General features: G+C 28.8%; 28 protein-coding genes. 14 read left to right on the forward strand and 14 right to left on the reverse strand.

The genetic code is table 11. From position 1 onward, the window contains the following. From ACTG3S_RS00105 to ACTG3S_RS00115, 3 genes are all read left to right on the forward strand, one after another. A partial coding sequence (locus ACTG3S_RS00105; RefSeq protein ID WP_439127338.1) for a hypothetical protein occupies nucleotides 1-3086 on the forward strand: 3086 nt, incomplete at its 5' end. Between the two features lie 44 nt (nucleotides 3087-3130). Further along, a complete protein-coding gene (locus ACTG3S_RS00110; RefSeq protein ID WP_439127339.1) occupies nucleotides 3131-3664 on the forward strand; it encodes an RNA polymerase sigma factor in 534 nt (177 codons plus the stop codon). A 2-nt stretch (nucleotides 3665-3666) separates the two neighbouring features. Then, nucleotides 3667-4461 carry an anti-sigma factor gene (locus tag ACTG3S_RS00115; protein WP_439127340.1) on the forward strand — a complete coding sequence of 265 codons (795 nt, stop codon included), beginning with the start codon at nucleotides 3667-3669 and terminating at the stop codon, nucleotides 4459-4461. A 50-nt stretch (nucleotides 4462-4511) separates the two neighbouring features. Here ACTG3S_RS00115 and ACTG3S_RS00120 read toward each other — a convergent pair whose 3' ends face one another. The 8 genes from ACTG3S_RS00120 to ACTG3S_RS00155 all read right to left on the reverse strand — a co-directional run bounded on the left by ACTG3S_RS00120 (nucleotide 4512) and on the right by ACTG3S_RS00155 (nucleotide 12956). Then, entirely contained in the window at nucleotides 4512-5126 is a 615-nt protein-coding gene (locus tag ACTG3S_RS00120) for a LysE family translocator (RefSeq protein WP_439127341.1), read from the reverse strand. A gap of 47 nt (nucleotides 5127-5173) precedes the next feature. Next, nucleotides 5174-6208 (reverse strand): quinone-dependent dihydroorotate dehydrogenase, encoded by a 1035-nt coding sequence (locus ACTG3S_RS00125; protein WP_439127342.1) that lies wholly within the window; start codon nucleotides 6206-6208, stop codon nucleotides 5174-5176. An 81-nt stretch (nucleotides 6209-6289) separates the two neighbouring features. Continuing rightward, a complete protein-coding gene (pheT, locus tag ACTG3S_RS00130) occupies nucleotides 6290-8716 on the reverse strand; it encodes a phenylalanine--tRNA ligase subunit beta (protein ID WP_439127343.1) in 2427 nt (808 codons plus the stop codon). A 232-nt stretch (nucleotides 8717-8948) separates the two neighbouring features. Further along, the gene (locus tag ACTG3S_RS00135; RefSeq protein WP_439127344.1) at nucleotides 8949-9509 is read right to left on the reverse strand and encodes a phosphatase PAP2 family protein; all 561 of its coding nucleotides are present in this window, start codon (nucleotides 9507-9509) and stop codon (nucleotides 8949-8951) included. Between the two features lies 1 nt (nucleotide 9510). Further along, nucleotides 9511-10665 carry a peptidylprolyl isomerase gene (locus tag ACTG3S_RS00140; protein ID WP_439127345.1) on the reverse strand — a complete coding sequence of 385 codons (1155 nt, stop codon included), beginning with the start codon at nucleotides 10663-10665 and terminating at the stop codon, nucleotides 9511-9513. Further along, a complete protein-coding gene (locus ACTG3S_RS00145) occupies nucleotides 10665-11393 on the reverse strand; it encodes an FKBP-type peptidyl-prolyl cis-trans isomerase (protein WP_439127346.1) in 729 nt (242 codons plus the stop codon). The genes ACTG3S_RS00140 and ACTG3S_RS00145 overlap by 1 nt, the downstream gene beginning before the upstream one ends. A gap of 2 nt (nucleotides 11394-11395) precedes the next feature. Next, on the reverse strand, nucleotides 11396-11938 hold the full coding sequence (gene gldI / locus ACTG3S_RS00150; RefSeq protein ID WP_439127347.1) for a gliding motility-associated peptidyl-prolyl isomerase GldI: 543 nt from the start codon (nucleotides 11936-11938) through the stop codon (nucleotides 11396-11398). Further along, nucleotides 11928-12956, reverse strand: coding sequence for a DHH family phosphoesterase (locus ACTG3S_RS00155; protein WP_439127348.1), 1029 nt, complete (start codon nucleotides 12954-12956; stop codon nucleotides 11928-11930). Before ACTG3S_RS00155 ends, gldI begins: the two co-directional genes overlap by 11 nt. Before the next feature lie 101 nt (nucleotides 12957-13057). Between ACTG3S_RS00155 and ACTG3S_RS00160 the strand changes: the two genes are divergently transcribed. After that, nucleotides 13058-13477, forward strand: a complete 420-nt coding sequence (locus tag ACTG3S_RS00160) for a nucleoside-diphosphate kinase (protein ID WP_439127349.1) — start codon at nucleotides 13058-13060, stop codon at nucleotides 13475-13477. A 171-nt stretch (nucleotides 13478-13648) separates the two neighbouring features. Continuing rightward, entirely contained in the window at nucleotides 13649-14035 is a 387-nt protein-coding gene (locus ACTG3S_RS00165) for a VOC family protein (protein ID WP_439127350.1), read from the forward strand. A gap of 1 nt (nucleotide 14036) precedes the next feature. Here ACTG3S_RS00165 and ACTG3S_RS00170 read toward each other — a convergent pair whose 3' ends face one another. Then, nucleotides 14037-14333: a DUF721 domain-containing protein gene (locus ACTG3S_RS00170; RefSeq protein WP_439127351.1), complete on the reverse strand. Its 297-nt coding sequence runs from the start codon at nucleotides 14331-14333 to the stop codon at nucleotides 14037-14039. Nucleotides 14334-14414: 81 nt separating this feature from the next. Then, a complete protein-coding gene (gene recF, locus ACTG3S_RS00175) occupies nucleotides 14415-15494 on the reverse strand; it encodes a DNA replication/repair protein RecF (RefSeq protein WP_439127352.1) in 1080 nt (359 codons plus the stop codon). A 114-nt stretch (nucleotides 15495-15608) separates the two neighbouring features. Between recF and ACTG3S_RS00180 the strand changes: the two genes are divergently transcribed. The 7 genes from ACTG3S_RS00180 to ACTG3S_RS00210 all read left to right on the forward strand — a co-directional run bounded on the left by ACTG3S_RS00180 (nucleotide 15609) and on the right by ACTG3S_RS00210 (nucleotide 21836). After that, nucleotides 15609-16379: a tetratricopeptide repeat protein gene (locus ACTG3S_RS00180; RefSeq protein WP_439127353.1), complete on the forward strand. Its 771-nt coding sequence runs from the start codon at nucleotides 15609-15611 to the stop codon at nucleotides 16377-16379. Nucleotides 16380-16456: 77 nt separating this feature from the next. Continuing rightward, complete coding sequence (ribH, locus tag ACTG3S_RS00185; RefSeq protein WP_439127354.1) at nucleotides 16457-16963, forward strand: 6,7-dimethyl-8-ribityllumazine synthase; 507 nt, start codon at nucleotides 16457-16459, stop codon at nucleotides 16961-16963. Between the two features lie 199 nt (nucleotides 16964-17162). Continuing rightward, nucleotides 17163-17435, forward strand: a complete 273-nt coding sequence (locus ACTG3S_RS00190; protein ID WP_439127355.1) for a riboflavin synthase subunit beta — start codon at nucleotides 17163-17165, stop codon at nucleotides 17433-17435. A 3-nt stretch (nucleotides 17436-17438) separates the two neighbouring features. Then, nucleotides 17439-19250 (forward strand): DNA mismatch repair endonuclease MutL, encoded by a 1812-nt coding sequence (gene mutL / locus ACTG3S_RS00195; RefSeq protein WP_439127356.1) that lies wholly within the window; start codon nucleotides 17439-17441, stop codon nucleotides 19248-19250. Between the two features lie 4 nt (nucleotides 19251-19254). After that, a complete protein-coding gene (locus tag ACTG3S_RS00200; protein WP_439127357.1) occupies nucleotides 19255-19986 on the forward strand; it encodes a rhomboid family intramembrane serine protease in 732 nt (243 codons plus the stop codon). Continuing rightward, nucleotides 19986-20837, forward strand: coding sequence for a rhomboid family intramembrane serine protease (locus ACTG3S_RS00205; RefSeq protein ID WP_439127358.1), 852 nt, complete (start codon nucleotides 19986-19988; stop codon nucleotides 20835-20837). Before ACTG3S_RS00200 ends, ACTG3S_RS00205 begins: the two co-directional genes overlap by 1 nt. After that, nucleotides 20838-21836: an endonuclease/exonuclease/phosphatase family protein gene (locus ACTG3S_RS00210; protein ID WP_439127359.1), complete on the forward strand. Its 999-nt coding sequence runs from the start codon at nucleotides 20838-20840 to the stop codon at nucleotides 21834-21836. It abuts the gene before it with no gap. Nucleotides 21837-21840: 4 nt separating this feature from the next. Here ACTG3S_RS00210 and ACTG3S_RS00215 read toward each other — a convergent pair whose 3' ends face one another. The 4 genes from ACTG3S_RS00215 to ACTG3S_RS00230 are packed head-to-tail and all read right to left on the reverse strand — an operon-like array spanning nucleotide 21841 to nucleotide 23829. Next, on the reverse strand, nucleotides 21841-23010 hold the full coding sequence (locus ACTG3S_RS00215) for a geranylgeranyl reductase family protein (protein ID WP_439127360.1): 1170 nt from the start codon (nucleotides 23008-23010) through the stop codon (nucleotides 21841-21843). Between the two features lie 3 nt (nucleotides 23011-23013). After that, nucleotides 23014-23343, reverse strand: coding sequence for an antibiotic biosynthesis monooxygenase family protein (locus ACTG3S_RS00220; protein ID WP_439127361.1), 330 nt, complete (start codon nucleotides 23341-23343; stop codon nucleotides 23014-23016). Next, nucleotides 23340-23651: a GNAT family N-acetyltransferase gene (locus tag ACTG3S_RS00225; RefSeq protein ID WP_439127362.1), complete on the reverse strand. Its 312-nt coding sequence runs from the start codon at nucleotides 23649-23651 to the stop codon at nucleotides 23340-23342. The genes ACTG3S_RS00220 and ACTG3S_RS00225 overlap by 4 nt, the downstream gene beginning before the upstream one ends. Further along, nucleotides 23623-23829, reverse strand: coding sequence for a hypothetical protein (locus tag ACTG3S_RS00230; RefSeq protein WP_439127363.1), 207 nt, complete (start codon nucleotides 23827-23829; stop codon nucleotides 23623-23625). The genes ACTG3S_RS00225 and ACTG3S_RS00230 overlap by 29 nt, the downstream gene beginning before the upstream one ends. 39 nt (nucleotides 23830-23868) lie before the next feature. Between ACTG3S_RS00230 and mtaB the strand changes: the two genes are divergently transcribed. Both mtaB and ACTG3S_RS00240 read left to right on the forward strand, forming a co-directional pair. Beyond that, a complete protein-coding gene (gene mtaB / locus ACTG3S_RS00235; protein ID WP_439127364.1) occupies nucleotides 23869-25212 on the forward strand; it encodes a tRNA (N(6)-L-threonylcarbamoyladenosine(37)-C(2))-methylthiotransferase MtaB in 1344 nt (447 codons plus the stop codon). A gap of 47 nt (nucleotides 25213-25259) precedes the next feature. Beyond that, nucleotides 25260-25919: an alpha/beta hydrolase gene (locus ACTG3S_RS00240; protein WP_439127365.1), complete on the forward strand. Its 660-nt coding sequence runs from the start codon at nucleotides 25260-25262 to the stop codon at nucleotides 25917-25919. Nucleotide 25920 lies beyond the last annotated feature (1 nt).

The raw sequence follows: 25920 nt of genomic DNA on the forward strand, positions 1-25920 counted from the left end.
TCATAAATAAAACTGTAAATGGTAAAAGAACTTATGTAAAAGAATGGACCAATAGTAGCCATATAAAAACAGGAAATAGAAAGTACAATTATTTAAAAATAGAAAAAAAAGGAAGCAAGTACAACTTTTACATTAATAGTAAATTAGTACATACCAGCTACTACACAAAGCTTTATGGTAACAAAGTAGGTTTTATTGTTTACGATAAAATAAAAATATCTGTTGGATATTTAAGTATGATGTATACAGACAACAAAACCAATACAAATACAACAATTACCAAAAACAGCCACATTACAAAAGAAAGTATACTTTTTGATGGTTATACAAGTAATATAAATGATTGGGCTTTAAGCAATAATAATAACGCTACCTTAGAAATAAAAAATGGCAATTACGATTTTGCACACAATAGAGACAAAGGTGGTTGGTCTTCTACCATCAGTAAATACATTAATACAGACAGAGATTTTAAGATTTTAGCAGACATTAAAAAAATTAGTGGTATCCAAAACAATGGTTATGGTATCATTTTTGGGAGAGAAGACTCTAGCAATCAAAATTTATTTTATATAAATGGTAATGGTTCTTATTCTATAAAAAGAGTGAAAAATGGTAGCGATAATTACTTAAAAAACTGGACATCTTCTAGTTCGATTAGAAAAGGAAATGGTGCTTACAACGTTTTAAAAGTTGTAAAAAATGGTAAAAATTTAGAATATTACATAAACAACACCAAAGTTTACACAGATTACTCTCCAGAGTTTTTTGGAGACAGGTTAGGATATATTATTTACAATAAACAAAAAATTTCTATCGCATATTTAAGCGTAGGTTATTTAGATAAAAAAACTACAATAAATAATAATTTTAATACTACAGACAATATAACCACCTTTAATTATTCAGATTCAGGTTACCATTTTAGTGAGCAATATACCAGTAATAATAACAGTTGGTTTGAAAAAAGTGATACAAACATTGACTTTAAAATAAATAAAGGAAAATACTACCTAAAACACAAAAGAACAGAAAAAGGTTGGTCTACTTATATAGATAAAGATATAGATACCTCTAAAGATTTTGAAATTGAAACTAAAATAGACAAAATTAGCGGTGTTACTAATTATGGTTATGGTTTAATATATGGTAGAAAAAATGACGATGATTTTAGATTCTACATATCTTCTAGTGGATATTATAAAATTGTTAGAGTAGTAAATAATAAAGAACAAATCATCCAAAAATGGACCACTACCAGTCATGTAAAAACTGGAAACCAAAAATCGAACGTATTAAAATTAGTAAAAGAAGGCAGTAGTGCAAAATTCTATATAAACAATCACTTTGTACACTCCACAGATTTCGAGCAATTTTATGGTAACAAAATTGGTTATGTAGTGTACAACAACCAAGAAATTGCGATAGATTATTTAAGGGTTAAATACAAAGAAAACAATACAAATGTAATTGCTAGTAAAGTATTAAAAGTGCCTTTTATAGACAATTTTGATAGTAATAAAAGTGCATGGCAAATAGAAAATTCAGAAGATTATTCTGCTAACATTACTAGTGGTAAATTACAGTTAAACAAAAAGAAAAAAGGAGGGATTTTTATTAGTAACGCTTTTGAATTAGATGATAGTAAAGACTTTATTATAGAAACCTCTTTAGCAAAAACAGCAACGTCAGACGAGGGTTTATATGGTATTACATTTGGTAGAAAAAACTCTTCTAACGAATTTACATTTTTATTGTATAGCAATGGTGGTTATAGTTTTAGAAAATTTGACAACGATGTTTATAAGAAAATTATACCCTATACAGCTGCTAAAAGCATGAAAACTGGGTTAAACCAATTCAATAAAATAAAAATTGTAAAATCTGGAGGTTTATTACGTTTTTATATCAATAATAAATATGTAAACGAAACACCTTTTGAGCCATTTTTTGGTAACAAAATTGGGTACACTATTTATTATGATAAAAAAATTGCTGTAGATTATTTAGATATTAAATATCAATCTTCTAATTTTAATAATCCACCAACAGTTGTTATAACAGAACCAAACATCGAAACAAGCAGAGGCTTTAAAATTGTTGAAGCAAAAAAAGTATTAGTTAAAGGTAAAGCAACTGATGCAGATGGTATATACGAGATTACTGTAAATGGAGTAGAAGCTAGTGTTACAGAAGATGGTACTTTTATAGCAAATGTGCCATTAAAATATGGTAAAAATGATTTAATTGTAAAAGCTACAGATATTAAACAAGCATCATCAACTAAAACTTTTACCATTAAAAGAAAATCTGCAGATATTAATAATACTATTATTACCACAGTAGACGAAACAGAAAAATTAGATATTGGTTTTGGTAAATACTATGCCTTAATTATTGGTGTTAGTGATTATACAGATAAAACAATAGAAGGCTTAAAAGGAGAACCTACCAAAGATGCACAAGATTTAGCAGATGTTTTGGTGAATAATTATAATTTTGATGATGAAAATGTGACAATTTTAAAAAGTCCTACAGAAAATGAAATTATTAAAGAATTCTATAATCTTAAGAAAAAAGTAGGTAAAAATGACAATGTATTAATATTTTACGCAGGACACGGAAATTATGACGAAGTGAGCGAAAAAGGTTACTGGATGCCTTCTGATACTAATATGGAATTTGAAGGAAATGTAATTTTAAACACAAGTGTAGTATCGTATATAAAATCTATAAATTCTAAACATACACTTTTAATTTCTGATGCTTGTTTTAGTGGTAGTATTTTAAAAACGGATAGATCTTACAAAACAGCTTCTAAAGCAGTACAAAAAAAATATTCTTTGCCAAGTAGAAGAGCAATTACCAGTGGTACATTAACAACGGTACCAAATAAAAGTGTATTTATGAAGTATTTATTAAAAAGATTAACACAAAATCAATCTCAATATTTGTCTGCTAGACAACTTTTTAACATGATAGAAGACCCTGTAATCAATAATACAACAGGAGACAACCAACCACAATACGCGCCAATTAGTAATACTGGTGATGAAGGTGGAGATTTTATCTTTATAAAAAAGTAATTATATCAGAATAAAACAATTATTTTCGATACTTTTACAAATATATGGTAGATAACGAACTTTTAGTAAAACAATTTCAAGCTAAGGATATAAAAGCCTATGAAAAATTGTACAATATGTATTGTGATAGTATTTCTGGTGTTATTAATACCATCGTAAAAAATGACGATGTTGCTCAAGAAATTACACAAGACGTATTTATAAAAGCTTGGAACAAATCAGACATGTACGCTTCTAAAAAAGGGCGTTTTTTCACCTGGATATTAAATATAGCAAGAAATGCGGCTATAGATTATACGCGTTCAAAAAAATATAAACAATCAAAACAAAACCTTAACTCAGATTATTTCGTAGATATATTAGAAACTAGCCAAAGTTTAGATAATTCTACTGATGCAATAGGTATAAAAGAATTTGTCAGAAAATTAGGAGACAAATGTAAATCTGTAATAGAACTTTTGTATTTTAAAGGCTTTACACAAAAAGAAGCCTCTGAAGAACTTGAAATGCCTTTAGGCACTATCAAGACTAGAAATAGAAATTGTATAACAGAGTTAAGAACCATGTTAGGTGTTTAAAAATGAATATTAAAAATTACATAGAATCAGGAGTTTTAGAACTTTATGTTGCAGGTTCACTATCTGAAAAAGAAAGTGAAGAAGTAACAGCGGCTATAAAAAAATATCCAGAATTATTAGAGGAAGTGTTGTCTATAGAAAATGCTATTGTAAAATTAACTGCAGCAGCTTCAAAAAATAATTCAAAAGATAGTTTTAAACAGATTGTAAATAAACTAGAAAATACTAATAATACTAAAGTAATACCAATTACCAAGCCTAAAACAAATTGGAGCTTATTAACTGGTTGGGCTGCAGCATTTATATTTGGTAGTGTCTTAATTTACACAGTTGTTCAAAATAATAGTTTAAAACAACAAATAGCAACAGAAAAACAAGAATTAGAAGAGCAAATAGATAAAGCCTCTACGAATTTAGCAGAAGCAGAAAAGTTAATAGAAGTATTTAGAGATAAAGACATTATATCTATACCATTAGCAGGTCAAAAAGTATCTCCAAACTCTTATGCAAAAGTATATTGGGATAAGAAAACCAATTCTATATATTTAGATGCTAAAGGTTTACCAGAACCGCCTAAAGGTAAAGTTTATCAAGTGTGGTCTTTAAAATTATCTCCTTTAACGCCTACAAGTTTAGGTACAATAGATACTTTTACAGCAGATGCTAATAAAATATTTACGATAGAAAATGCAAATGACTCAGAAGCATTTGGTATTACGTTAGAACCAGAAGGTGGTAGCGATTCTCCTACTCTAGAACAGTTATATACATTAGGAGCTGTAACTGCTGCACCATAATAAAACAATATTTTAATTATTAAAAACCAAGCATTTTTGCTTGGTTTTTTTTATACCAAAATAAATATGGCAATACCTATAAAAACTACAATTTGTAAATATTTTAAGTAAAAACCGATACGTGCATTTTCTGATATGGTAGAAGATATTTTACCTGCAAGTAAGGCAATTAAAGCAAATACAATAAAAGAAACCAACATAAATACAAAGCCTAAAACATAAAACTGAATCACAGTATTTAAGGTTGTACTATATAAAAAACCAGGAAAAAAAGCTAAAAAGAATATAGATACTTTAGGGTTTAATACATTCATAATAAATCCCTGTTTAAACAATTGCTTTGTAGTTTTTAAAGGTGAACTTTCAGAAGATAAAGTTATTTTTCCATCAGATTTAAAAACTTTGTAAGCCAAATAGAGTAAGTAAATAGCACCAAAAAATTTAATCGCAAAAAATAAATTTTCAGATTCTTTAATAACTGCTGATACACCAAATGCTAATAATGTAGTATGTACTAAACATCCAGAAATTAAGCCAAAAACAGTAGCTAAACCGTATTTTTTACCATTTACAATACTTTGTGTAAGTACAAAAATATTATCTGGACCAGGAGAAATTGCTAAAACAAAAGTAGCAAAAGCAAAAGACAGTAGCGTTTCTATCATTTAAATTATATTCAATATTAAAATATAAAGAAAGCCAGCTAGATTATTTATAAATTATTTAAAACAGCCTTATTTATATTTTTTATTAAACTAGGTCCTTCATAAATAAAACCTGTGTATACTTGTACTAAATCTGCACCAGCTGCTAATTTTTCTAAAGCATCTTCTGCACTATGTATGCCTCCTACTCCAATAATTGGAAAAGCTTTGTTAGAATTTCTAGACAAGTATTGTATTACTTTTGTACTCTGATTTTTAATAGGTTGCCCACTTACACCTCCATTACCAATTTCTTTTAAACGTTCTTTAGATATTTTTAAATTATCTCTTGTTGTAGAAGTGTTTGAGGCTATAACACCATCAATTTTTGTCTCTGCAACCAAATCTATAATTTCATCTAATTGTGTGTTATTTAAATCTGGCGCAATTTTTAAAAGTATTGGTTTTTTTATTTTAAAACGATTGTTCTGATTTTGACAAGCGGTAATTAATTCTAACAAATACTCTTTGTCGTTCAATTTTGCATGACTTCCCACGTTCGGACAACTAACATTTAGTACAAAATAATCTACAAAAGGATGTAACTCTTTAAAAACCTGTAAATAATCTTGTGTATAATCTTCTGGTAAGGTGTCTGTATTTTTACCAATATTACCACCAATAATAACTTTGTGTTTATTTTTCTTAAGGTTTTTAATAGCAGCAGCCATACCATCGTTATTAAACCCCATTCTGTTAATAATACCTTTATCTTCTTTTAATCTGAATAACCTTTTTTTAGGGTTTCCAACTTGTCCTTTTGGAGTAACTGTTCCTATTTCTATAAAACCAAAACCAAAGTTTGCCAATTCGTTATACAAAACTGCATTTTTATCGAAACCTGCAGCCAAACCAACAGGATTTTTAAAAGACAAACCAAATAAATTTTTCTCTAAACGAGTATCATTAATTTGATACAAACTTCTAAATATAGAGGCTCCAAAAGGTATTTTACACAGCATTCTTATTAAAGAAAAAGTAAAATAATGTACTTTTTCTGGGTCGAATAAAAATAAAATGGGTCTTATAAGTGTTTTGTACATAAATGTAATTTATCTATTTTAATGATCGAAAATTAATTTCTATTATTAAAAAAAAGCCCCAATTATATTGGAGCTTTTCTGTTATCTTAAAACAGCATTTAAATTCTTCTCAAAAGTTTGCTGTAATTTTTGCATAATTTTATCTATTTGCTTGTCTGCTAGCGTTTTTGTATCGTCTTGTAATAAAAAACTTACGGCATAAGATTTTTTGCCTTCTGGCAATTTGTCTCCTTCATATACGTCAAATAAATCTACTTCTTTCAGTAATTTCTTTTCTGACTGAAAAGCTAAATTATAAATTTCTTTAAATTCAATTTTAGTATCTAACAATAGAGCTAAATCTCTTTTTACGGTTGGAAATTTTGGCAAATTAGCAACCTTAATATTTTTATTACCTGTTAATTTTAAAATAGTATCCCAATTAAAGTCTGCAAATAAAACTTCTTGTTTGATACCAAATTCTTTTAATAAAGTATTTTTTATAACACCAAATTCTACCAACTTCATTTTTCCTAAACTTAAGGTTACACCTTCAGAAAAAACATCTTGTTTGGTAGGAGTAGTTTTTAAGTTTTGAATACCTAATCTTTGCAAAACAGTAGTTATTATTCCTTTTGTATAGAAAAAGTCTGAATTATTAGTTGTTGTTTTCCAGCTATCTATAGTTCTATTACCTGTTACAAATAAACTTAAATGTTTATTTTCTTGGTATTTTTCGTTGTATTTATGATACGTTTTTCCAAACTCATAAAACTTTAAAGAGTTGTTTTTTCTGTTGATGTTATAAGCAACAGATTCTAAACCACTAAAAAGTAAAGATTGTCTTAAGGCCTTTAAATCGTTACTTAAGGGATTTAACATTTCTACATTTGCAGCTTCATTTAATTGTTCAGACAACTCAATATAACTTGGTTTAGTTAATGAGTTTGCCATGGTTTCATTAAAGCCTAAGGCTGTTAGTTGATTGGCAACAACATTTTCGATTTTAGTATCTTTAGATGAATCAAAAGAAATAGAAGTATTTAGTTTATGAGAAAACTCAATATTGTTATAACCATATACTCTTAAAATTTCTTCTATAATATCAGCTTCACGTTGTACATCTGTTCTATAAGATGGTATCGTTAAACCTAAACCACCTTCAGTTTCGCTATTTATTTTAATTTCTAAAGAAGCTAAAATATTTTTAATGGTTTCTTTCGGAATTTCTTGTCCTATTAACCTGTAAGAATTTTCATAAGATAGAAAAACTTGAAAATCTTCCATTTTTTCTGGGTAAAAGTCAGAAATATCTGAAGCCAATTTACCACCTGCATATTCTTCTATTAACAAAGCTGCACGTTTTAATGCATATTCTGTCATATTAATATCTATACCTCTTTCGAAACGGAAAGAAGCATCTGTGTTTAAAGCATGTCTTTTGGCTGTTTTTCTAACAGAAACAGGATTAAAATAAGCACTTTCTAGAAATATAGCACTTGTATGTTCTGTTACACCAGATTTTAATCCTCCAAAAACACCTGCAATACACAGTGGATTTGATTCTGCATCACAAATCATAATATCTTCTGATGATAATTCTCTTTCAACTTCATCTAAAGTTGTAAACTTTGTGCCTTCTGCTAAGTTTTTAACTAAAATTTTATTGCCTTTAATTTTTTGAGCATCAAAAGCATGCAAGGGTTGCCCAAGTTCGTGCAACACATAGTTTGTTATATCAACTATATTATTTTTTGGTGTAATACCAATAGCTTTCAATCGATTTTGTATCCATTCAGGAGCATCTTTTACCTCTACATCTGTAATGGTAATTCCACAATATCTTGGTGTTTGTTCTTTGTTTTCTACTTCTACGTCAAAACGTAAAGTTCTTTCATCTACATGAAAATCACTTACAGAAGGAGATATAAGTTCTAAATTAATATCATTTTGAATAAAACCAGCACGCAAATCTCTTGCAACCCCAAAGTGACTCATGGCATCTGATCTATTTGGCGTTAAACCAATTTCGAAAACCTGATCTGTTTCTATATTAAAAACTTCTGCTGCTGGTTTACCAACTTCCAATGTTTCATCAAGAATCATAATTCCATCATGGCTAGAACCTAAACCTAGTTCGTCTTCTGCACAAATCATTCCATGACTTTCTTCTCCTCTTATTTTGCCTTTTTTGATTTTAAAAGGAGCTCCTTTATCATCATATAAAATAGTACCAATTGTTGCAACAGGTACTTTTTGGCCAGCAGCAACATTGGGTGCACCACAAATTATTTGTACAGGTTCGCCTTGTCCTAAATCTACTGTAGTAATTTTTAATCTGTCTGCATTTGGATGTTGTATACAAGTTAAAACTTCGCCAATTACAATGCCTTTTAGACTTCCTTTTATAGATTCTATAGTTTCTATACCTTCTACTTCTAAACCTAAATCAGTTAATAATTCCCCTGTTTTTACAGCATCCCAATCTGTTTGTAAAAACTGCTTTAACCAATTGTATGATATTTTCATCTTTTTCTTTTGATGTTTTCGATGGCAAATTTACTGATTTTTATCTTTTTTAAAGACCATTTTCTAACTTAAAAGACGTTAGTTTATTCACAATAATATTTATGGTAATTAATTTATGTAAAAAACAATAAATAAGTTTTTTTCTTAGTAATAGATACTAATTATCAATAAAGATCTATAAAATAAAACATCTTTTAAAGTGATGTTATAAAAATTTAAACTATGAGAAGTATTAAGAAAAAGAAACTTTATCTAATTTTTTATAAAGTGTAAAGTACAAGTTACCCAAAATAGTTCCTGTAATGATACCCACAAAAATATCTAGAGGAAAATGAACACCTAAATACAATCTGCTGTAGGCAAATAAAGCAGGAAAAAAGAGAATGAAATAGATGTATTTGTACTTTCTTTTTAAAAGCAGTATTGTATATACTGCAAAAAAAGTTGAAGTTGTTGCATGACCAGACATAAAACTATAGCTTCCTGGTTTAATTAAAGTTCTTAAAAGATTTTTAATTTCTGGGTCGTTATTAGGTCTTAACCTTTGTGTGTAATCTTTAATAAATACCGTAAATTGGTCTGAAATTGCTACTAACACAATTAAAGAAAGAATCATGAAACCACCACGTTTCCAACCAAAAGCGTTGATTACTAGATAAAATATAAGAATAAATAAAGGCGCCCAATAAAATTGATTGGTAACAATTAACCAAAAAGAATCCCATTGCTCATTTCCTAAATTATTTAAAAATACGAGTAATTCTTTATCTTTTTGTATGAGTGTATCTATCAAATTACTTGCCTACTTTTAAGATTTCTACTTCAAAAACTAAATCTGCTTTTGCAGGAAAAGGGCCATATTTATCTTTACCAAAACCGATATAATAAGGGATAAATAATCTTGCTTTTTCGCCTTCTCTTAAAGTTAAAACACCTTCTTTAAAACCTGTAATCATGGGTTTTTTTTCATCGTCTAACTGAAAAACTAAAGGTTGCCCACTGTTTTCTGTAGATTGTATTTTTTTACCATCTGCAATGTAAATGGTATAGTTTGCTGTAACTGGTTTATTAGCAACTACTTTTTTTCCGTTAGCAGTTTTTAATTTTAAAATTCGAAGACCAGATTCTGTTTTAGTTGCTTTGGCTTCATCCATTTTTGCTAAAAACAATTTCTTTTGCTCTAAATATTTAGAGTATCTTTTTTCTTCTAGCTTTTTTTCTTCTTTAATTTTGTCTTCTTGAGATTTGTTAGATTTAAGAACTTCTCTATCAAAAACTTCTGCAGCATCAAAATTGTTGGCAAAACTGCCTACTCTAACAATATCAATGGTTTTAATAGTATCTTTTTGTGCAATTTTATTAACTACTAACATACTTACAGAATCAATAGCTTGTTGCAATTTTAAAGAGTCTGTAAATTTTGTTTGTAAATCTTTTAGCTGTAAAGAATTTACTGTTGTTTTACCAAAAACACTGTGTTTACCATTTAAATGAGGAATGGCTCTGTGTGTAATAAAAAATTGGCTGTTATTTGTTGTTGGCCCACCATTTGCCATAGAAAGTACTCCTTTATCATCATGCTTAAAAATAAAATTACCATCAGTATCTTTTGGAAACTCATCACCAAATAAATACCCAGTGCTTTTTCTACCATTTGGAGTAAAACCACCTGCTTGAATTACAAAATTAGGGACTACTCTGTGGAAAATAATTCCCTCATAAAAATTATCTCCTTGTAAAGAATCTGGTAACCTTGTGTGTGTACCTTCTACCAATGCAACAAAATTTGCTACTGTTTTGGATACTTCTTTTGCATATAATTCTAATAGTATATCTCCTTTACTGGTTTGTATTTCTGCATACAAACCGTCGTCTAAATTCTTGTACTTTTCTGAAGTACAAGAATTTAGAAACAGTATTGCTATTAAAAGATAAAAGATTTTTCTCATTATTTATCTAAAATATCTAAAACTTCTATTTCAAAAATTAATGTAGAAAATGGTTTGATATCTGCACCTCTTTGTTGTGGACCATAAGCTAATTCTTGTGGAATAAACACTTTGTATTTAGAACCTTTTTTCATTAATGCTAAAGCTTCATTAAAACCTGGTACAAAAATATTGGCATTAGACTCATAAGGTTGATTTCTATCTACAGAACTATCAAAAACTTTACCATCTATAGTTGAACCATGATAGTGAATTTTAACCTTATCCGTAGGTTTCACTAAATCTCCGCTACCTTCTTTCATAACTATATACTGTAAACCACTTTCTGTGGTTTTTACACCATCTTTAGATTTGTTTGCAGCTAAAAATTCTTGTCCTGCTTTTTTATTTTCACCAAACTTAGCTTCTGCTTCTTTTGCTGCTTTTTCTTGCATCTCTTTCTGCTTAGCCATTTGTTTCTTTTGGAAATAAGTGCTCAGTATTTTTTGAATGTCTTTAGTTTCTATCAATAAATTGGTAGAATCTAAACCATTTCTAATTCCTTGTGATAATAAGTCTTTATTTACTTCACTAAAATTAGATTTTAATTGCATAGACATACTCATACCTACTGCATAACTTACAGAATCTAATTCTGAATTTAAAGATTTTACTTCTTTTACTTGATTACCACAAGAAAATAAGGTTGCTGAAATAGCTACAATTGCTAAATTTTTTATACTCTTCATTTTTAATTTGATTTATTTAATTTAATTAATGTTACTGTACTTTTTATTGTTTGTTTTAATCCAATTTTATTGCCATCACCAGAAATACCAAAGGCATTGTAAAATGGAATTACAAATGTAATGGTTTCTCCTTCTTTCATCAACTTTATTCCCCTTTGTAAACCAGAAATAAAATCTTCTTTATCTACTTTGTAGTTTTTTAATCCTAAATCTTCTTTGCTATAAATAATTTCATCATTTAAATCACTTACATTGTAATTTAGAACTACTTCATCCCCTACTTTAGGTGTAATCGTATCTGTATCAACTTTATTAATATATGTATACCAAAAACCGTTATTAGAATTTATATAGGTTTTTGTAGTATCTTTTGCAATATAATCTGCTATTTTTTTGTTTTCTGATTCAATTAGTTTTTTGGAAGTTTCTATATTCGTTTTAAAAATTGTAGTAGAAGGTTTTGGGTTAATAGGTCTTCTGGGTTGTGTTTTTGTACAACCAAAAAGTATAAATACTATAGATATAATGTAAAAACTATGCTTCATAAGACACATTAAGTTCTTTTGTATATTTAGGTAACAAGCTTTTAAAGTTTTCAATTACTTCTTCCATACTACCATCAAATCTACCACCAGCAGCATTGTCATGTCCACCTCCATTAAAATAACTTCTAGCAAACTTATTTACAGAAAAACTACCTTTAGATCTAAACGAAATTTTAATAATTTGTTGTTCAGTATCTTCTATAAATATGGCTGCAAAAATAATTCCTTTTAAAGAAAGTGCATAATTCACAACACCTTCTGTATCTCCTTTTTCAAAATTGAACTTTTTCTTTTCTGCTTCTGTTAGAGTGATAAATGCAGTTTTAAATTCAGGTAAAATTTGTAAATTGCTTAATGCTTGCCCTAACAACAACAATCTACCGTAAGAATTAGCATCGTACACATTGTTGTGTATTTTGTCATTTTGAGCACCTTTATCTATTAAATCTGCAATAATTCTATGTGTTTTACTTGTAGTAGACCTAAACCTGAAAGAGCCAGTATCTGTCATAATACCTGTATACAAACAAGTAGCAATATCTGCATCAATCAAGTCTAAATCGTTATTCATTTCTATAAATTGATACACCATTTGGCAAGTAGAACAAATTTCGGTATCAGAATACATATATGTTACATCATCTGGTTGTTGATGATGATCTATCATTGCAAAATCGTTCTCATATTTTTCTAATGTATTTTGCATATCGCTACCAACTCTGTGCAATGCATTAAAATCTAAAAGAAAAATAATATCAGAATTTTTAATAGCTTTTTGAGCTTGAGAATTTTGCCAATCGAAACGAAACGTATGATCTGAACCAGGTAACCAATGTAAAAAGTCTGGATATTCATTAGGCACAACCACTGTAGGTTGATGTCCCTTTTTTGAAAAATAATGGCACAAAGCTAAGGTAGAACCCATAGCATCTCCATCTGGATTCCTGTGTCCTACAATCACAATATTTCTTGGTTTGTCAAGAAATTTTTTTAATTCTTCAAATCCTTTTAAAATCATAGTTGGCGAAGATACAATTTAATTAAAAAAATTGTGTAATTTCGCGCCGAATTTGTAATGCAAAATTTTACTAATAAATTAGAAATAAAAAAGTCTATATAATGGCAACAAATAGAACATTTACCATGTTAAAACCAGATGCAGTAGAAAACGGACATACTGGTGCAATTTTAGAAAAAATAAATGCTGCAGGATTTAGAATTGTAGCAATGAAAAAAACACAAATGACAAAAGCAGACGCAGAAACTTTTTATGCTGTGCATAATGAGCGTCCGTTTTTTGGTGAGTTAGTAGAATTTATGACTCGTGGACCTATTGTTGCAGCAATTTTAGAAAAAGACAATGCTGTAGAAGATTTTAGAACTTTAATTGGTGCTACAAATCCTGCGGATGCTGCAGAAGGCACAATTAGAAAATTGTATGCAACTTCTATGGGAGAAAACGCTGTACATGGTTCAGATTCTGATGAAAATGCAGCCATAGAAGGTAATTTTCATTTTTCTGGAAGAGAGCAATTCTAAATTAGAATTCTTAGTTAAAAATACTGGAAAAACTTCAGTACAAATATATTTAGTTAAAAAACTCATAGCTTTTGCTGTGAGTTTTTTTTGTGATGAAATTTTCTAGAAGATTTTTAGCAAAAAACAATCTACAAAATGGCTTATTTATTTACTTTTATGAAAAAATGATTTATGTTTAAGTTTACCGTAAACCATATTGCAATTTCCGTTAAAGACGTAGTAAAATCAATTGAATTTTATCAAAAAGTATTTCAATTGAAAGAAATAAAAAATACAGCTTCTAACTCTAAAACAAGATGGTTGGTTTTTAATGATAATAGGCAATTACACTTGATACCAAGACCCAATGAAGTTGTAAAAACTAACAAGGCTGTACATTTTGCTATTTCTACGAAAGATATTCAAGCATTTATAAATCATTTAATAACTTTAGAAATAGAATATGGTGATTGGTTGGGTACTGTTCAAAAAGATTATGTTAGAAATGATGGTATTATACAAGTCTACTTTCAAGACCCAAATGGCTATTGGATTGAAGTAAACAACGATTTGAGATAAATTAAACCAACATTAATTTAGAGATTACTTCGTCACCCAGTTCTTCATTCATCATTTTTATAATTTTTTCTTTCCCATAACTTAACTCTTCACGCAAAACAGAAGAAGTTAGTTGTATAATTAAAGTTTTGTTTTGCAATTTCACAGAGGTTGTATGGTTTGCTACACCTGGCCCCATCATTTTAGTCCAAGTTTCTTCTACCTTAATTTTTTGCATGCCTTTGCTTAAATTATTTTCTTTAATAAAAGACTGCATTAAATCTTGTATAGAAATAGAATCGTTTTCTCTTTTTGACATACTTTGATTACAAGGTTTATTGTGGTTTGTGGTTTAAAAATATTGATTTTAATTCAAAACATTGAACTTAAAACTGAGAGCTTAAAGCTTAAATATTTGATATGATTTATCGCCTTGCTTTACTATATTTTCGGTTCTTTCTGAATGTGTATCCGTGATAAAAATTTGCCCAAATTCATCATTATTGACCAAATTTACAATTTGTAAAACTCTATTTTCATCTAACTTATCAAAAATATCATCTAATAATAAAATAGGCGTTATTTTAGATTTTTCTTTAATAAATTGAAATTGTGCTAATTTTAAAGCAATTAAATATGATTTCTGTTGGCCTTGAGAGCCAAACTTTTTAATCGGGTACTCTCCTATTTCAAAATTTAAATCGTCTTTATGTATTCCAGAGGTTGTGTATTGTAAAATCTTATCTTTTTCTAAAGATTTTGCCATTAAATCATCCATTGTAAAATCATGCAACTGACTTTTATAATTTAAGTTTACTTGCTCATTATCGCCAGAAATTTCTTTATATTTTTGATTAAAAATAGGTATAAAGGTATTTAAAAATGCTTTTCTAGTTTCGTAAATTCTAGCTCCATATTCAGACAACTGTTCATTATACACTCCAATATTTACAGCATCAAAAGTTCTATTTGCGGCAAAATATTTTAACAAAGCATTTCTTTGGCTCAACACTTTATTATAAGCCAATAAGTCTTTTAAATATTCTTTGTTTTGTTGAGAAATTACACCATCTATAAACTTTCTTCTAGTATCACTGCCTTCTGTAACCAAATCTCTATCCGCAGGCGAAATAATTACCAAAGGTAATTGGCCTATGTGTTCAGAAAACTTATCGTAACTTTTTCCGTTTCTCTTTAAAACCTTCTTTTGTCCTTTTTTTAAACTGCAAACAATTTTTTCATTTCTATCGTTTAAAATATAATCTCCTTCTACCATAAAAAAGGCTTCACCATGTTTAATATTCTGTATGGCAACAGAATTAAAATAGCTTTTTGCAAAAGATAAGTAATAAATAGCGTCTAAAATATTGGTTTTACCCACGCCATTATTACCTACAAAACAATTTATTTTCTCCTGAAAATCAAAAGATTGTGAGGTTATATTTTTAAAATTGACTAAAGAAAGCTTTTGTAAATACATGAATTAAATAAGTTATTAAAAAGGTTTTGCAAATTATTGAAAATTTTGCGAATTATCTCCTTTTAAAATCCAATTAAAAAAACTATTTTTGTCGCCACTAATTTTTAACCAAATATGGCAACATACAAGAAAAGAGGATACAAACCTAAAGATAAAAAAGACCAACAAAGAGTTGAAGAAATGGAAAGCACAACTGCTGAAGTGTTTAACACTCTCGATGAAACTGCTTCTAAATCTGAACAATGGATAGAAAAAAATAGCAAACCGCTATTTATAGCTTTGGTAAGTGTTGTAGTATTGTTTTTAGCTTATTTAGGCTACAATAAATACATCGTAGAACCAAACGAAATAGAAGCTTCTAATGAATTGGCTTTTCCAAGAAAATATTTCGATGAAGCTGCAACTGCAGGTTCTGGTATAGATTCTTTACTAAATTTAGGCTTAGAAGGTGCAGACGGTAAATATGGTTTTTTAGATATTGCAGAATCTTACAGTGGTACAGATGCTGGTAATTTAGCAAACTACTATGCAGGTGTTTCTTATTTACAAATGAAAGAATACGAAAAAGCAATTACTTATTTAGAGAAGTTTAATTCAGACGATGCTTTGTTAGGTCCTGTTTCTTTGGGTGCAATTGGAGATGCTTTTGCAGATATCAATCAACCAGAACAAGCTTTAGAATATTACGAAAAAGCAGCTAACAAGCAAGATAACGAATTTACAACACCTCTTTTCTTATACAAAGCTGGGCAAACTGCTATGCAATTAGAAAAGTATGATAAAGCAGCTTCTTTATTTACAAAGATTAAAGAAAATCACCCTACATCTGACCAAGGTAGAGATGTAGAAAAATTTATAAATGCTGCTAAATACGCTGGAAAATAGTAGGCAGTAAAGTAGTTGCAGTTGGCAGTCTTTATAGCCAACTGAATACTGAATACTGAATACTGAATACTGAAAATATGGCAACAACAAATTTATCTTATTACGATAAAGCTACAATCCCAAATGCGAAACCTTTTCGATTTGGGATTGTTGTTTCTGAATGGAATCCTGAAATTACAGAAAATCTAAAAAAAGGAGCAATAGAAACTTTAATAGATTGTGGTGCAACAAAAGAAAATATTATTTCATGGGATGTACCTGGTAGTTTCGAACTCGTTTACGGTTGTAAAAAAATGATTCAGTCTAAAAATGTAGACGCCATTGTTGCTATTGGCAACGTAATCCAAGGAGAAACCAAACATTTCGATTTTGTTTGCGAAGGTGTTACACAAGGCATTATAGATTTAAATGTGAAGTATGATGTGCCTGTAATTTTCTGTGTATTAACAGATAATACCAAACAACAGTCTTTAGATAGATCTGGTGGTAAACTTGGTAACAAAGGTATTGAATGTGCTGTAGCCGCTGTAAAAATGGCAGCTATAAAAAATACAGATTTACAAAAAGAAAGTATTGGTTTTTAAAAAGCCTTGTTTTAAAATACTATAAACCAATCATCTTTACTAGCAAACGTTGTATCCTTTTATTTTTAGAATAAATTAAGAATACTTTTAACATCTATCTTAGGCATTTTCCTTTTAATTCTTTAAATTTGATTTGCTTTTAAAATTGGCATAAAAATTGACTTAGCCTTACATCTATGTACCAATTATTTCTAAAACTATGGGATTTTTAAAAAGAACAAATAAAAAATTTGATTACAAACCACGCTATTATAAAGGAGAAGGAAATCCTTTTAAAATTGAGCATAAACTAGATCAATTTAGAAAAACTGCTGGAAAAAACAAAGGACTTAAAGGCCGATTTAATGATGCTATCGAAGATTTAAAAACACCAGACAAAGGTGTAAACAAAACACTAATCATTATCATTAGTATTTTAGTATTTATCTTTTTGTACATCATAGATTTTGATTTATCTATATTTATAAAATAATTAATGTCTGATATCATTCAACTTTTACCAGATCATGTTGCAAACCAAATTGCTGCAGGAGAAGTAGTACAAAGACCAGCTTCTGTAGTAAAAGAGCTATTAGAAAATGCAATAGACGCGGGTGCAACCAATATTAAATTATTAATTAAAGATGCAGGTAAAACCTTAATTCAGGTAATAGACGATGGCAAAGGTATGAGCGCCACAGATGCAAGAATGTGTTTTGAGCGACATGCAACATCTAAAATACAAAAAGCAGAAGATTTATTTAATTTGTGTACCAAAGGTTTTAGAGGAGAAGCTTTGGCATCTATTGCGGCCATTGCACATGTAGAGCTAAAAACAAAAACCTCAAAAGAAGAATTAGGTACTTGTATTAAAATTGAAGGTAGTAAAGTAGTTTCTCAAGATTTTATTTCTACCGCAAAAGGTACCAGTTTAGCTGTAAAAAATTTATTTTACAACATACCAGCAAGAAGAAATTTTTTAAAATCAGATACTGTAGAAACACGACATATTATAGACGAGTTTCAAAGAGTGGCTTTGGCACATCCTGATATTGCCTTTTTATTACATCACAATAACAATGAAGTGTATCATCTAAAAAGTGGTAATTTTAGGCAACGTATTGTAGCTGTTTTTGGTAGTAAAATGAACGAAAAGTTAGTACCCATAAACGAAACTACAGATATTGTAAATATAGAAGGTTTTGTTGCAAAACCAGAATTTTCTAAGCGTAAAAGAGGCGAACAATTCTTTTTTGTAAACAATCGTTTTATAAAAAGTTCGTATTTAAATCATGCAGTGGTAAATGCATTTGACGGTTTGTTAGAACAAGGTGCACATCCTTCCTATTTTTTATATTTAACAGTACCTGCAAATACGATAGATATTAATATACATCCTACAAAAACAGAAATAAAGTTTGATAATGAAAAGGCTTTGTATGCCATGTTAAGAGCTACTGTAAAGCACAGTTTAGGACAATACAATGTTGCACCTGTTTTAGATTTTAATAGAGATGCCAATTTAGATACGCCTTACCACTTTAAAACAGCTGCTAAAACTGCAACAGTACCAAAAATTTCTGTGGATCCAGATTTTAATCCGTTTAAAGAGGACAAACAAAACAATAATAATTTTTCTTCAAAAAAAGAAAAACAAACCCAAAATTGGGAAGCTTTATATACCTCTGTAGATTCTACTGAAACAACTACAGAAAGTTTATTTGAGCATCAAGAAGCAGAAAAAACACAAAAAACCTTTCAAATACAACGTAAATATGTGATGAGTTTGATAAAATCTGGGGTGGTTTTAATCAATCAATCTTTGGCACACCAAAGAATTTTATACGAACAATTTTTAGAAAGTATCACTGTTAAAGAAGCCAATAGCCAACAATTATTGTTTCCTGTTAAAATTTCTTTTTCTTCTGCAGAAATAGAAATGATTTACACCATTAAAACAGAATTAGAAAATGCTGGTTTTTCTTTTGATGAATTTACAAAAGATAGTGTTACTATAAAAGGAATACCAGTTTCTGTAACCGAAAGTAAAATTACCATCATTTTAGAAGAATTGTTAAACGACATTAATTTAGAAGTACCAGATACCAGTTTTAGTCATTTTGATATTATGGCAAAATCATTTGCAAAAACATTGTCTATAAAAACTGGTACCTTATTGTCTGAAAAAGAGCAAGAAAGTTTGGTAAACGATTTATTTTCATGCAAAGAACCAAGTGCATCTCCTTTCGGAAAAGCAACCTTTAAAACATTAACATTAAACCAAATAGATAATTTATTTAATAGTTAATTATATGATGAAACTTACAGACGCCATAAAACACTTAATTATTATAAATGTAATTTTATTTGTAGCTCCACAGTTTTTACAATTAGATTTTACAAATATTTTGGCTTTGCATTTTCCTGAAAATGAACATTTTGGCATTTGGCAATACGTTACCCATATGTTTATGCATGGTAGTTTTCCTCATATATTATTCAACATGTATGGTTTATGGGCTTTTGGTGGACCTTTAGAGCAAATGTGGGGTAAAAATAAATTTATTTTCTTCTATTTTTCTGCAGGTATTGGTGCTGGATTAATTTATACTTTGGTTAATTATTATCAATTTAATGGAATTTATGATCTCTTTATAAATGCAGGATTAAATCCTTCAGAAATTTTATCAATTTTAGAAAAAGGAAGTACAAACGACTCGAGAGTAATAAATGCAATTTCTCAAGAACAATTTAACAAAATTTCAATGCTTTACAGTACACCTGCTGTTGGTGCGTCAGGTGCAGTCTATGGTGTCTTAGTAGCTTTTGGTTTGTATTTTAAAGATGCCAAATTAGCCTTAATCTTTTTTCCAGTACCTATAGCAGCAAAATATTTTATTCCTGTGATGATTTTGGGTGATTTATTTTTTGGAATGACAAAATACTCTGTAGGAAATATTGCACACTTTGCACACGTTGGTGGGGCTTTAATTGGCTTTATCATTGCTTATTATTGGAAAAAAAATCAATTTAAGAGATATTAATGAGCTTTATAGAAAACATAAAATACAAGTTTAAAACGGGTAGCATTATAGAGAAACTAATCTATATTAATATTGGTATTTTTGCGCTAACATTATTAATTACAGTTTTACAAGGTTTGTATAGAGGGCAAACAAGCTTTATTATAGAGTGGTTTTCTTTAGACGATAATTTTAACAATCTACTTACAAAACCTTGGACCATTGTCTCTTACGGTTTCTTACATTCAGGCTTTATCCATTTATTATTCAATATGATTGGTTTGTATTTTATTGGTAATTTGTTCATTCAGTATTTTACACAAAAACAAGCCTTAAACTTTTATATTTTAGGAACTGTTTTTGGCGGTATCTTTTATCTTTTAAGTCAGAACTATTTTCCATTATTCGAAGGTAGTTCGTCACGTTTAGTCGGTGCTTCTGCAGGTGTTTCTGCTATATTTATCGGTTTAGCCACCTATATGCCCAATTACCAAATAAGTATTCGGTTTATTGGTTTTGTAAAAGTTTGGCATTTGGCTGCAATTTGGTTGGCATTCGATTTTATTGGTTTAATTGGCCCCAATGCGGGTGGAAGCTTTTCGCATTTAGGAGGTGCTCTATTTGGTTTTTTATATGTTAATCAGGCTAGTAACAAAAAAATAGATATTTTGGGCAGCTTTTTTTCTTTGTTTAAAAGAAAAGAAAAACCTTTACAAACTGTTTATAAATCGAAAACTAAAAAAACAGCAAAAAAAACCAAAGCACCCAGCCAACAACAAATAGATGCTATTTTAGATAAAATTAGCAAATCTGGTTATGACACCTTAACAAAAGCGGAAAAAGAGTTTTTATTTAAGCAAGGCAAAAATTAAATGAAAAAGTTAGCTTTTTTAGATAAAATACTTTACCTAATAAACAGTTTACTAGCTGTATTACTGCTGCTATCTTTTTTGTTACCTCATATATCACCTAAAAGTTTTCCGGATTTTGCTGTAATAAGTCTTTTTGTACCTGTACTATTAATTGTAAATATATTTTTTGTAATCTATTGGTTGCTAAAATTAAAAAAACAGTTTCTTTTATCTTTTCTCATCTTAATTTTAGGTTGGATGATTATGACTCCTTTTTATAAATTATCTGGTAAAAACTCTTCTTTAAATTCAGATTTAAAGTTGATGAGTTATAATGTAAAAACTTTTGATTTATTTACCAAAAAAGAGGATAGCACCGTAAATGGTTTTGCTTTTTTAAAAGAGAAAAATCCAGATATTTTAGCCGTACAAGAGTATTACAAATCATCTAAAATAGATATTGAATTTCCTTATCAATATATAAAAACAAAAAGAGGAAAATATGGTTTGGCTATTTATTCGAAATACAAAATTATAAATTCGGGTACATTAAATTTAAAAAGCGATGGAAACAATATCATTTTTGCCGATATTTTAAAACAAAAAGATACTATTAGAATTTATAACGCACATTTTGAATCTTTAAGAATAAAACCCAATGAGGATAATTTTGGGGAATCTGATTCTGAAAAATTATTAAAACGAGTTTCAAATGCATTTAAAAAACAAGCCTTACAAACAGAGCTGTTTTTAAAGCACGAACAAAGCTGGAAAGGAAAAAAAATAATTTGTGGAGATTTTAATAATACTAGTTATTCTTGGATGTATGATAAAATTTCTAAAAATAAAAAAGATGCTTTTATAGAAGCTGGTAAAGGATTTGGTAAAACATTTAATTATTGGTTTCCTATGCGAATCGATTTTATTTTAACTGATAATGATGCAATTGTAAATAAGTTTTCAACTTTTTCAGAAAAATATTCAGACCATTTTGCCATTCAAAGTAAAATTAACTGGTAAGTATTTAATAACTTCTGTTTTTTATCAATTTAAAAGATTTACGTTCTATTGTTTTTTTAAATACAGTTACCATGTTTGAAAAAAGACTTTTAAATCTAGCAAACCTTAATGCATAATGACTAAATCTTAAAAGTTTTTTAAATTCTTTTTGGATGTTTTTTTTGTATTCAGTTAATTTTTTCTGAGAAAAATCGTTTGCAATAATACATTTTTCAATAGTATTTGCTGCTAAAATACCAGACATCATACCTGTACCTACACCCTCTTTGTAAAAGGCATTTGCCAAACCTGCAGCATCACCTACTAATAAAAATCTATTTCCTATAATTTTTTGTTTATCAAATTGAAAAGGAATCAGCCAACCCCTCCATTTACTTTCCATTTTAGCATTTTTAAACATATTTTTTGCAAATGGATGTGTTTTTAAGATATGCTCAATTTCATCTATTAAATTGATGTTTAATTTTGTTATTTGATCTGTTCGTCCACCAAGACTTACATTTACTTGCCCATCTGCAAGTGGAAAAACATAAAAAAATAAGGGTACTTTTTTATAAATAATTCTAACTTCTGCCTCGTAATTGGCTACCATATTTTCTACACCAGAAAAATAAGCACTAATAAAAGTAGATTTTAAGGTGTTTTCAATTTTATTTTTTGCTAATTTTTTGGAAACTATAGATTGAGCACCATCTGCACCAACAATCATTTTTGCTAAAATTTTAGTACCATCCTTTAGTTTTATAAGAATTCCATTTTCTTGCTCTTGCAAACTCACAGCTCTATTTCCAAAAAACTTTTGAGCATATGTATTCGAAATACGTTCCACCAAAAAATTATCAAAATCGATGCGTTTTGCATAAGAAATTACCATTTCTCTATCTTCTGTTTCTTTAAAACTTACTTTTAAATTATTATTTATATGTAAGTTGATGGTTTTAGAATGTAAAAACTTTGGGCTTTTTAAAAAGTCGGTAAAAAGAGATTCATCTAATAATTTCATCGCTTTATAAGCGTATAATATCAAACCATCTCCACAGGTTTTGTCTCTAGGAAATACAGCCTTATCAATAATACAATGCGTAATTTTAGACTTTGCTAACTGCATAGAAGTTGCTGCCCCAGAAGGACCAGCTCCAATAATACAAACATCTGTTTTTATAATACTATCCATAAATTAGTTGCTTGTTAAATTATCAAAACCATACTCACGCTCTACTTTACAAATACGTAATTGGTATTTTTTATACCACTTTTTTCTTCCTAAAATTCTAGCTTCTGCATGCTCTATATTGTTTTTCCAAACAGCAATGTCATCTAAATTTTGCCAATATGAAACTGTAATACCAACCTCTTTTCTAGCAGATTCAATACCCAAATAGCCTTTTTGTTTTTTAGCTAATACTTCCATCTTTTCTGCAGTTTCTATATATCCTCCTGTATCATCTGACATCACTGTGGTAAAAATTACAGCATAATAAGGAGGTTTTAAATGATCTACAATCATAATTCTAATTCATATTTTGTTTCTGGCAACTTAATGTCTTTAATAATAGTTTTATGTGCAGCCTTAAAATTCAATTTTTCTAAAATTTTAGAGGAAGCTTTATTCTCATCAGCCACAAAAGCGACTATTTTACGAATTCCTAATTTTTTACAATATTTAATTACAGCCTCACAAACTTCAAATCCATAACCTTGTCCCCAATATTTTTCTAAAAAGCGATAACCAATTTCATCATCTTTACCATCTTTTACCAAAGCTAATGTGCCTAAAATTTGTTTGTCAGATTTTCTTTCTATGGCAAAAATCATTAGAAGCATTAGCATATTTAGATATTAAATCTTTCAATTCTTTTTTATTTTGATGATATGACTTTACTTCTCCATCAGAAAACTTAAGCACATTTGGATTACTCTCTAATTTATGAAAACCATCTAAATCTATAAATTTCAGTTTTCTAATTAGTAATCTTTCTGTTTCAAAAATCATGAATAATATCGTATTTTTGCAAGTCTTAAATGTAACAAAATGAATGCGAATAAAAAAGTTGCTTTTTACACTTTAGGTTGCAAATTAAATTTTTCTGAAACGTCTACTATTGCCCGAAATTTTGAAAGTGAAGGTTTTGATAGAGTCGATTTTAATGAAAAGGCAGATATTTATGTAATAAATACTTGTTCTGTTACAGACAATGCAGATAAGCGCTTTAAAAGTATTGTAAAAAACGCTCTTAAAAATAATGAAGATGCTTTTTTAATTGCTGTGGGTTGTTACGCCCAATTAAAACCAGCAGAACTAGCAAATGTAGATGGAGTAGATTTGGTTTTAGGTGCTACAGAAAAATTTAATGTTACTAGCTATATTAACGATTTAACTAAAAATAATGTTGGAGAAGTACATTCTTGTGAAATTTCTGATGCAGATTTTTATGTAGGCTCCTACTCTATTGGAGATAGAACTCGTGCTTTTTTAAAGGTACAAGATGGCTGTGATTATAAATGTACCTATTGTACAATTCCTTTAGCGAGAGGTATTTCTAGAAGCGATACTTTGCAAAATGTTTTAGATAATGCCAAAGAAATATCATCAAAAGGTATAAAAGAAATTGTTTTAACAGGGGTTAATATTGGTGATTATGGAAAAGGTGAGTTTGGTAATAAAAAACACGAACACACTTTTTTAGAGCTGGTAAAAGAATTAGATAGAGTTGACGGCATTCATCGTTTACGAATTTCCTCTATTGAACCCAATTTACTAAAAGACGAAACTATTGATTTTGTCGCTTCTTCTAATTCTTTTGTACCTCATTTTCATATTCCTTTGCAATCTGGTAGTGATGAATTGTTAAAGAAAATGAAACGTAGATATTTATCTGATACCTACACAAATAGAGTTACTAGAATTAAACAAGTAATGCCTAACGCTTGCATTGGTGTAGATGTTATTGTTGGTTTTCCTGGAGAAACAGAAGAATTATTTTTAGAAACCTACAATTATTTAAATGAGTTAGATATTTCTTATTTGCACGTTTTTACCTATTCTGAAAGACCAAATACAGAGGCCATTAAAATGGAAGGTGTTGTTCCTAAAAAAGTGCGTGCAAAACGTAGTAAAATGTTGCGTGGCTTATCTGCTAAAAAGAGACGCGCTTTTTACGAATCTCAACTAGGAAATACGTTAACAGTACTTTTTGAAAGTGAAAACAAAGAAGGATATATACATGGATTTACAGAAAATTATGTAAAAGTAAAAACACCTTGGAATCCAGATTTGGTTAACACATTACATCAAATAAAACTTACAGAAATAGACGATGATGGTTTGGTAAGATTACAATTTGAAAAAAATAAAAAAGCAATTTTAAAAATTTAATATTGGCATCTTATTTGATGATTAGAAAATAAATTTAAAAAAATAATATGAAGAAAACCCCTATTTACTTTGTACCTGGTTTAGCTGCTGGTCCAAATATTTTTGAAAAATTAGAATTAGATACGGAAAAATATAGTTTACATTATTTAAAATGGATAAAACCTTTATCTGTAGATGAAGATATAGATAATTATGCTTGCAGATTGTGTGATGAAATAAAAGAGAAAAATCCTGTTTTGGTGGGCGTTTCTTTTGGTGGAATTATGGTACAAGAATTGGCAAAATTTGTGAATCCTAAAAAAATTATTATTATTTCTAGTGTTAAGCATGAGGATGAACTTCCTAAAAAATTCAAATTTGCAAGGTTTACAAAAATCTATAAGTTTTTTCCAACTGTAGTTGTAGAAAATTTTGAGGAATATGCGCGTTACTTTTTAGGAAAATCACTTAAAAAGAAAGCTGCTTTGTATAATAAATATCTATATGTAAGAGGTAAAAAGTATTTAAAGTGGTCTATTTATAATGTTATAAAATGGGAACAAAAAAGTAATTTAAAAGATATTGTGCATATACATGGTACTAAAGACACTGTTTTTCCTATAGAAAACATTAAAAACCCAATAGCAATTAAAGGCGGTAACCATACCATGATTTTAACAAAAGCTAAAAAAATATCTAAAATTATTGATGACGTTTTAACTTGTTAAA

The sequence above is a fragment of the Polaribacter sp. genome (assembly GCF_965656025.1).
In the GTDB taxonomy this organism is placed as follows: Bacteria; Bacteroidota; Bacteroidia; order Flavobacteriales; family Flavobacteriaceae; genus Polaribacter.

Bases quoted from the DNA above. Each gene is read 5' to 3' on its own strand.
- ACTG3S_RS00110 (WP_439127339.1), top strand. From the start codon at position 3,131: ATGGTAGATAACGAACTTTTAGTAAAACAATTTCAAGCTAAGGATATA.
- ACTG3S_RS00115 (WP_439127340.1), top strand. From the start codon at position 3,667: ATGAATATTAAAAATTACATAGAATCAGGAGTTTTAGAACTTTATGTT.
- ACTG3S_RS00120 (WP_439127341.1), bottom strand. From the start codon at position 5,126: ATGATAGAAACGCTACTGTCTTTTGCTTTTGCTACTTTTGTTTTAGCA.
- ACTG3S_RS00125 (WP_439127342.1), bottom strand. From the start codon at position 6,208: ATGTACAAAACACTTATAAGACCCATTTTATTTTTATTCGACCCAGAA.
- pheT (WP_439127343.1), bottom strand. From the start codon at position 8,716: ATGAAAATATCATACAATTGGTTAAAGCAGTTTTTACAAACAGATTGG.
- ACTG3S_RS00140 (WP_439127345.1), bottom strand. From the start codon at position 10,665: ATGAGAAAAATCTTTTATCTTTTAATAGCAATACTGTTTCTAAATTCT.
- ACTG3S_RS00145 (WP_439127346.1), bottom strand. From the start codon at position 11,393: ATGAAGAGTATAAAAAATTTAGCAATTGTAGCTATTTCAGCAACCTTA.
- gldI (WP_439127347.1), bottom strand. From the start codon at position 11,938: ATGAAGCATAGTTTTTACATTATATCTATAGTATTTATACTTTTTGGT.
- ACTG3S_RS00155 (WP_439127348.1), bottom strand. From the start codon at position 12,956: ATGATTTTAAAAGGATTTGAAGAATTAAAAAAATTTCTTGACAAACCA.
- ACTG3S_RS00160 (WP_439127349.1), top strand. From the start codon at position 13,058: ATGGCAACAAATAGAACATTTACCATGTTAAAACCAGATGCAGTAGAA.
- ACTG3S_RS00165 (WP_439127350.1), top strand. From the start codon at position 13,649: ATGTTTAAGTTTACCGTAAACCATATTGCAATTTCCGTTAAAGACGTA.
- ACTG3S_RS00170 (WP_439127351.1), bottom strand. From the start codon at position 14,333: ATGTCAAAAAGAGAAAACGATTCTATTTCTATACAAGATTTAATGCAG.
- recF (WP_439127352.1), bottom strand. From the start codon at position 15,494: ATGTATTTACAAAAGCTTTCTTTAGTCAATTTTAAAAATATAACCTCA.
- ACTG3S_RS00180 (WP_439127353.1), top strand. From the start codon at position 15,609: ATGGCAACATACAAGAAAAGAGGATACAAACCTAAAGATAAAAAAGAC.
- ribH (WP_439127354.1), top strand. From the start codon at position 16,457: ATGGCAACAACAAATTTATCTTATTACGATAAAGCTACAATCCCAAAT.
- ACTG3S_RS00190 (WP_439127355.1), top strand. From the start codon at position 17,163: ATGGGATTTTTAAAAAGAACAAATAAAAAATTTGATTACAAACCACGC.
- mutL (WP_439127356.1), top strand. From the start codon at position 17,439: ATGTCTGATATCATTCAACTTTTACCAGATCATGTTGCAAACCAAATT.
- ACTG3S_RS00200 (WP_439127357.1), top strand. From the start codon at position 19,255: ATGATGAAACTTACAGACGCCATAAAACACTTAATTATTATAAATGTA.
- ACTG3S_RS00205 (WP_439127358.1), top strand. From the start codon at position 19,986: ATGAGCTTTATAGAAAACATAAAATACAAGTTTAAAACGGGTAGCATT.
- ACTG3S_RS00210 (WP_439127359.1), top strand. From the start codon at position 20,838: ATGAAAAAGTTAGCTTTTTTAGATAAAATACTTTACCTAATAAACAGT.
- ACTG3S_RS00215 (WP_439127360.1), bottom strand. From the start codon at position 23,010: ATGGATAGTATTATAAAAACAGATGTTTGTATTATTGGAGCTGGTCCT.
- ACTG3S_RS00220 (WP_439127361.1), bottom strand. From the start codon at position 23,343: ATGATTGTAGATCATTTAAAACCTCCTTATTATGCTGTAATTTTTACC.
- ACTG3S_RS00225 (WP_439127362.1), bottom strand. From the start codon at position 23,651: ATGATTTTTGCCATAGAAAGAAAATCTGACAAACAAATTTTAGGCACA.
- ACTG3S_RS00230 (WP_439127363.1), bottom strand. From the start codon at position 23,829: ATGATTTTTGAAACAGAAAGATTACTAATTAGAAAACTGAAATTTATA.
- mtaB (WP_439127364.1), top strand. From the start codon at position 23,869: ATGAATGCGAATAAAAAAGTTGCTTTTTACACTTTAGGTTGCAAATTA.
- ACTG3S_RS00240 (WP_439127365.1), top strand. From the start codon at position 25,260: ATGAAGAAAACCCCTATTTACTTTGTACCTGGTTTAGCTGCTGGTCCA.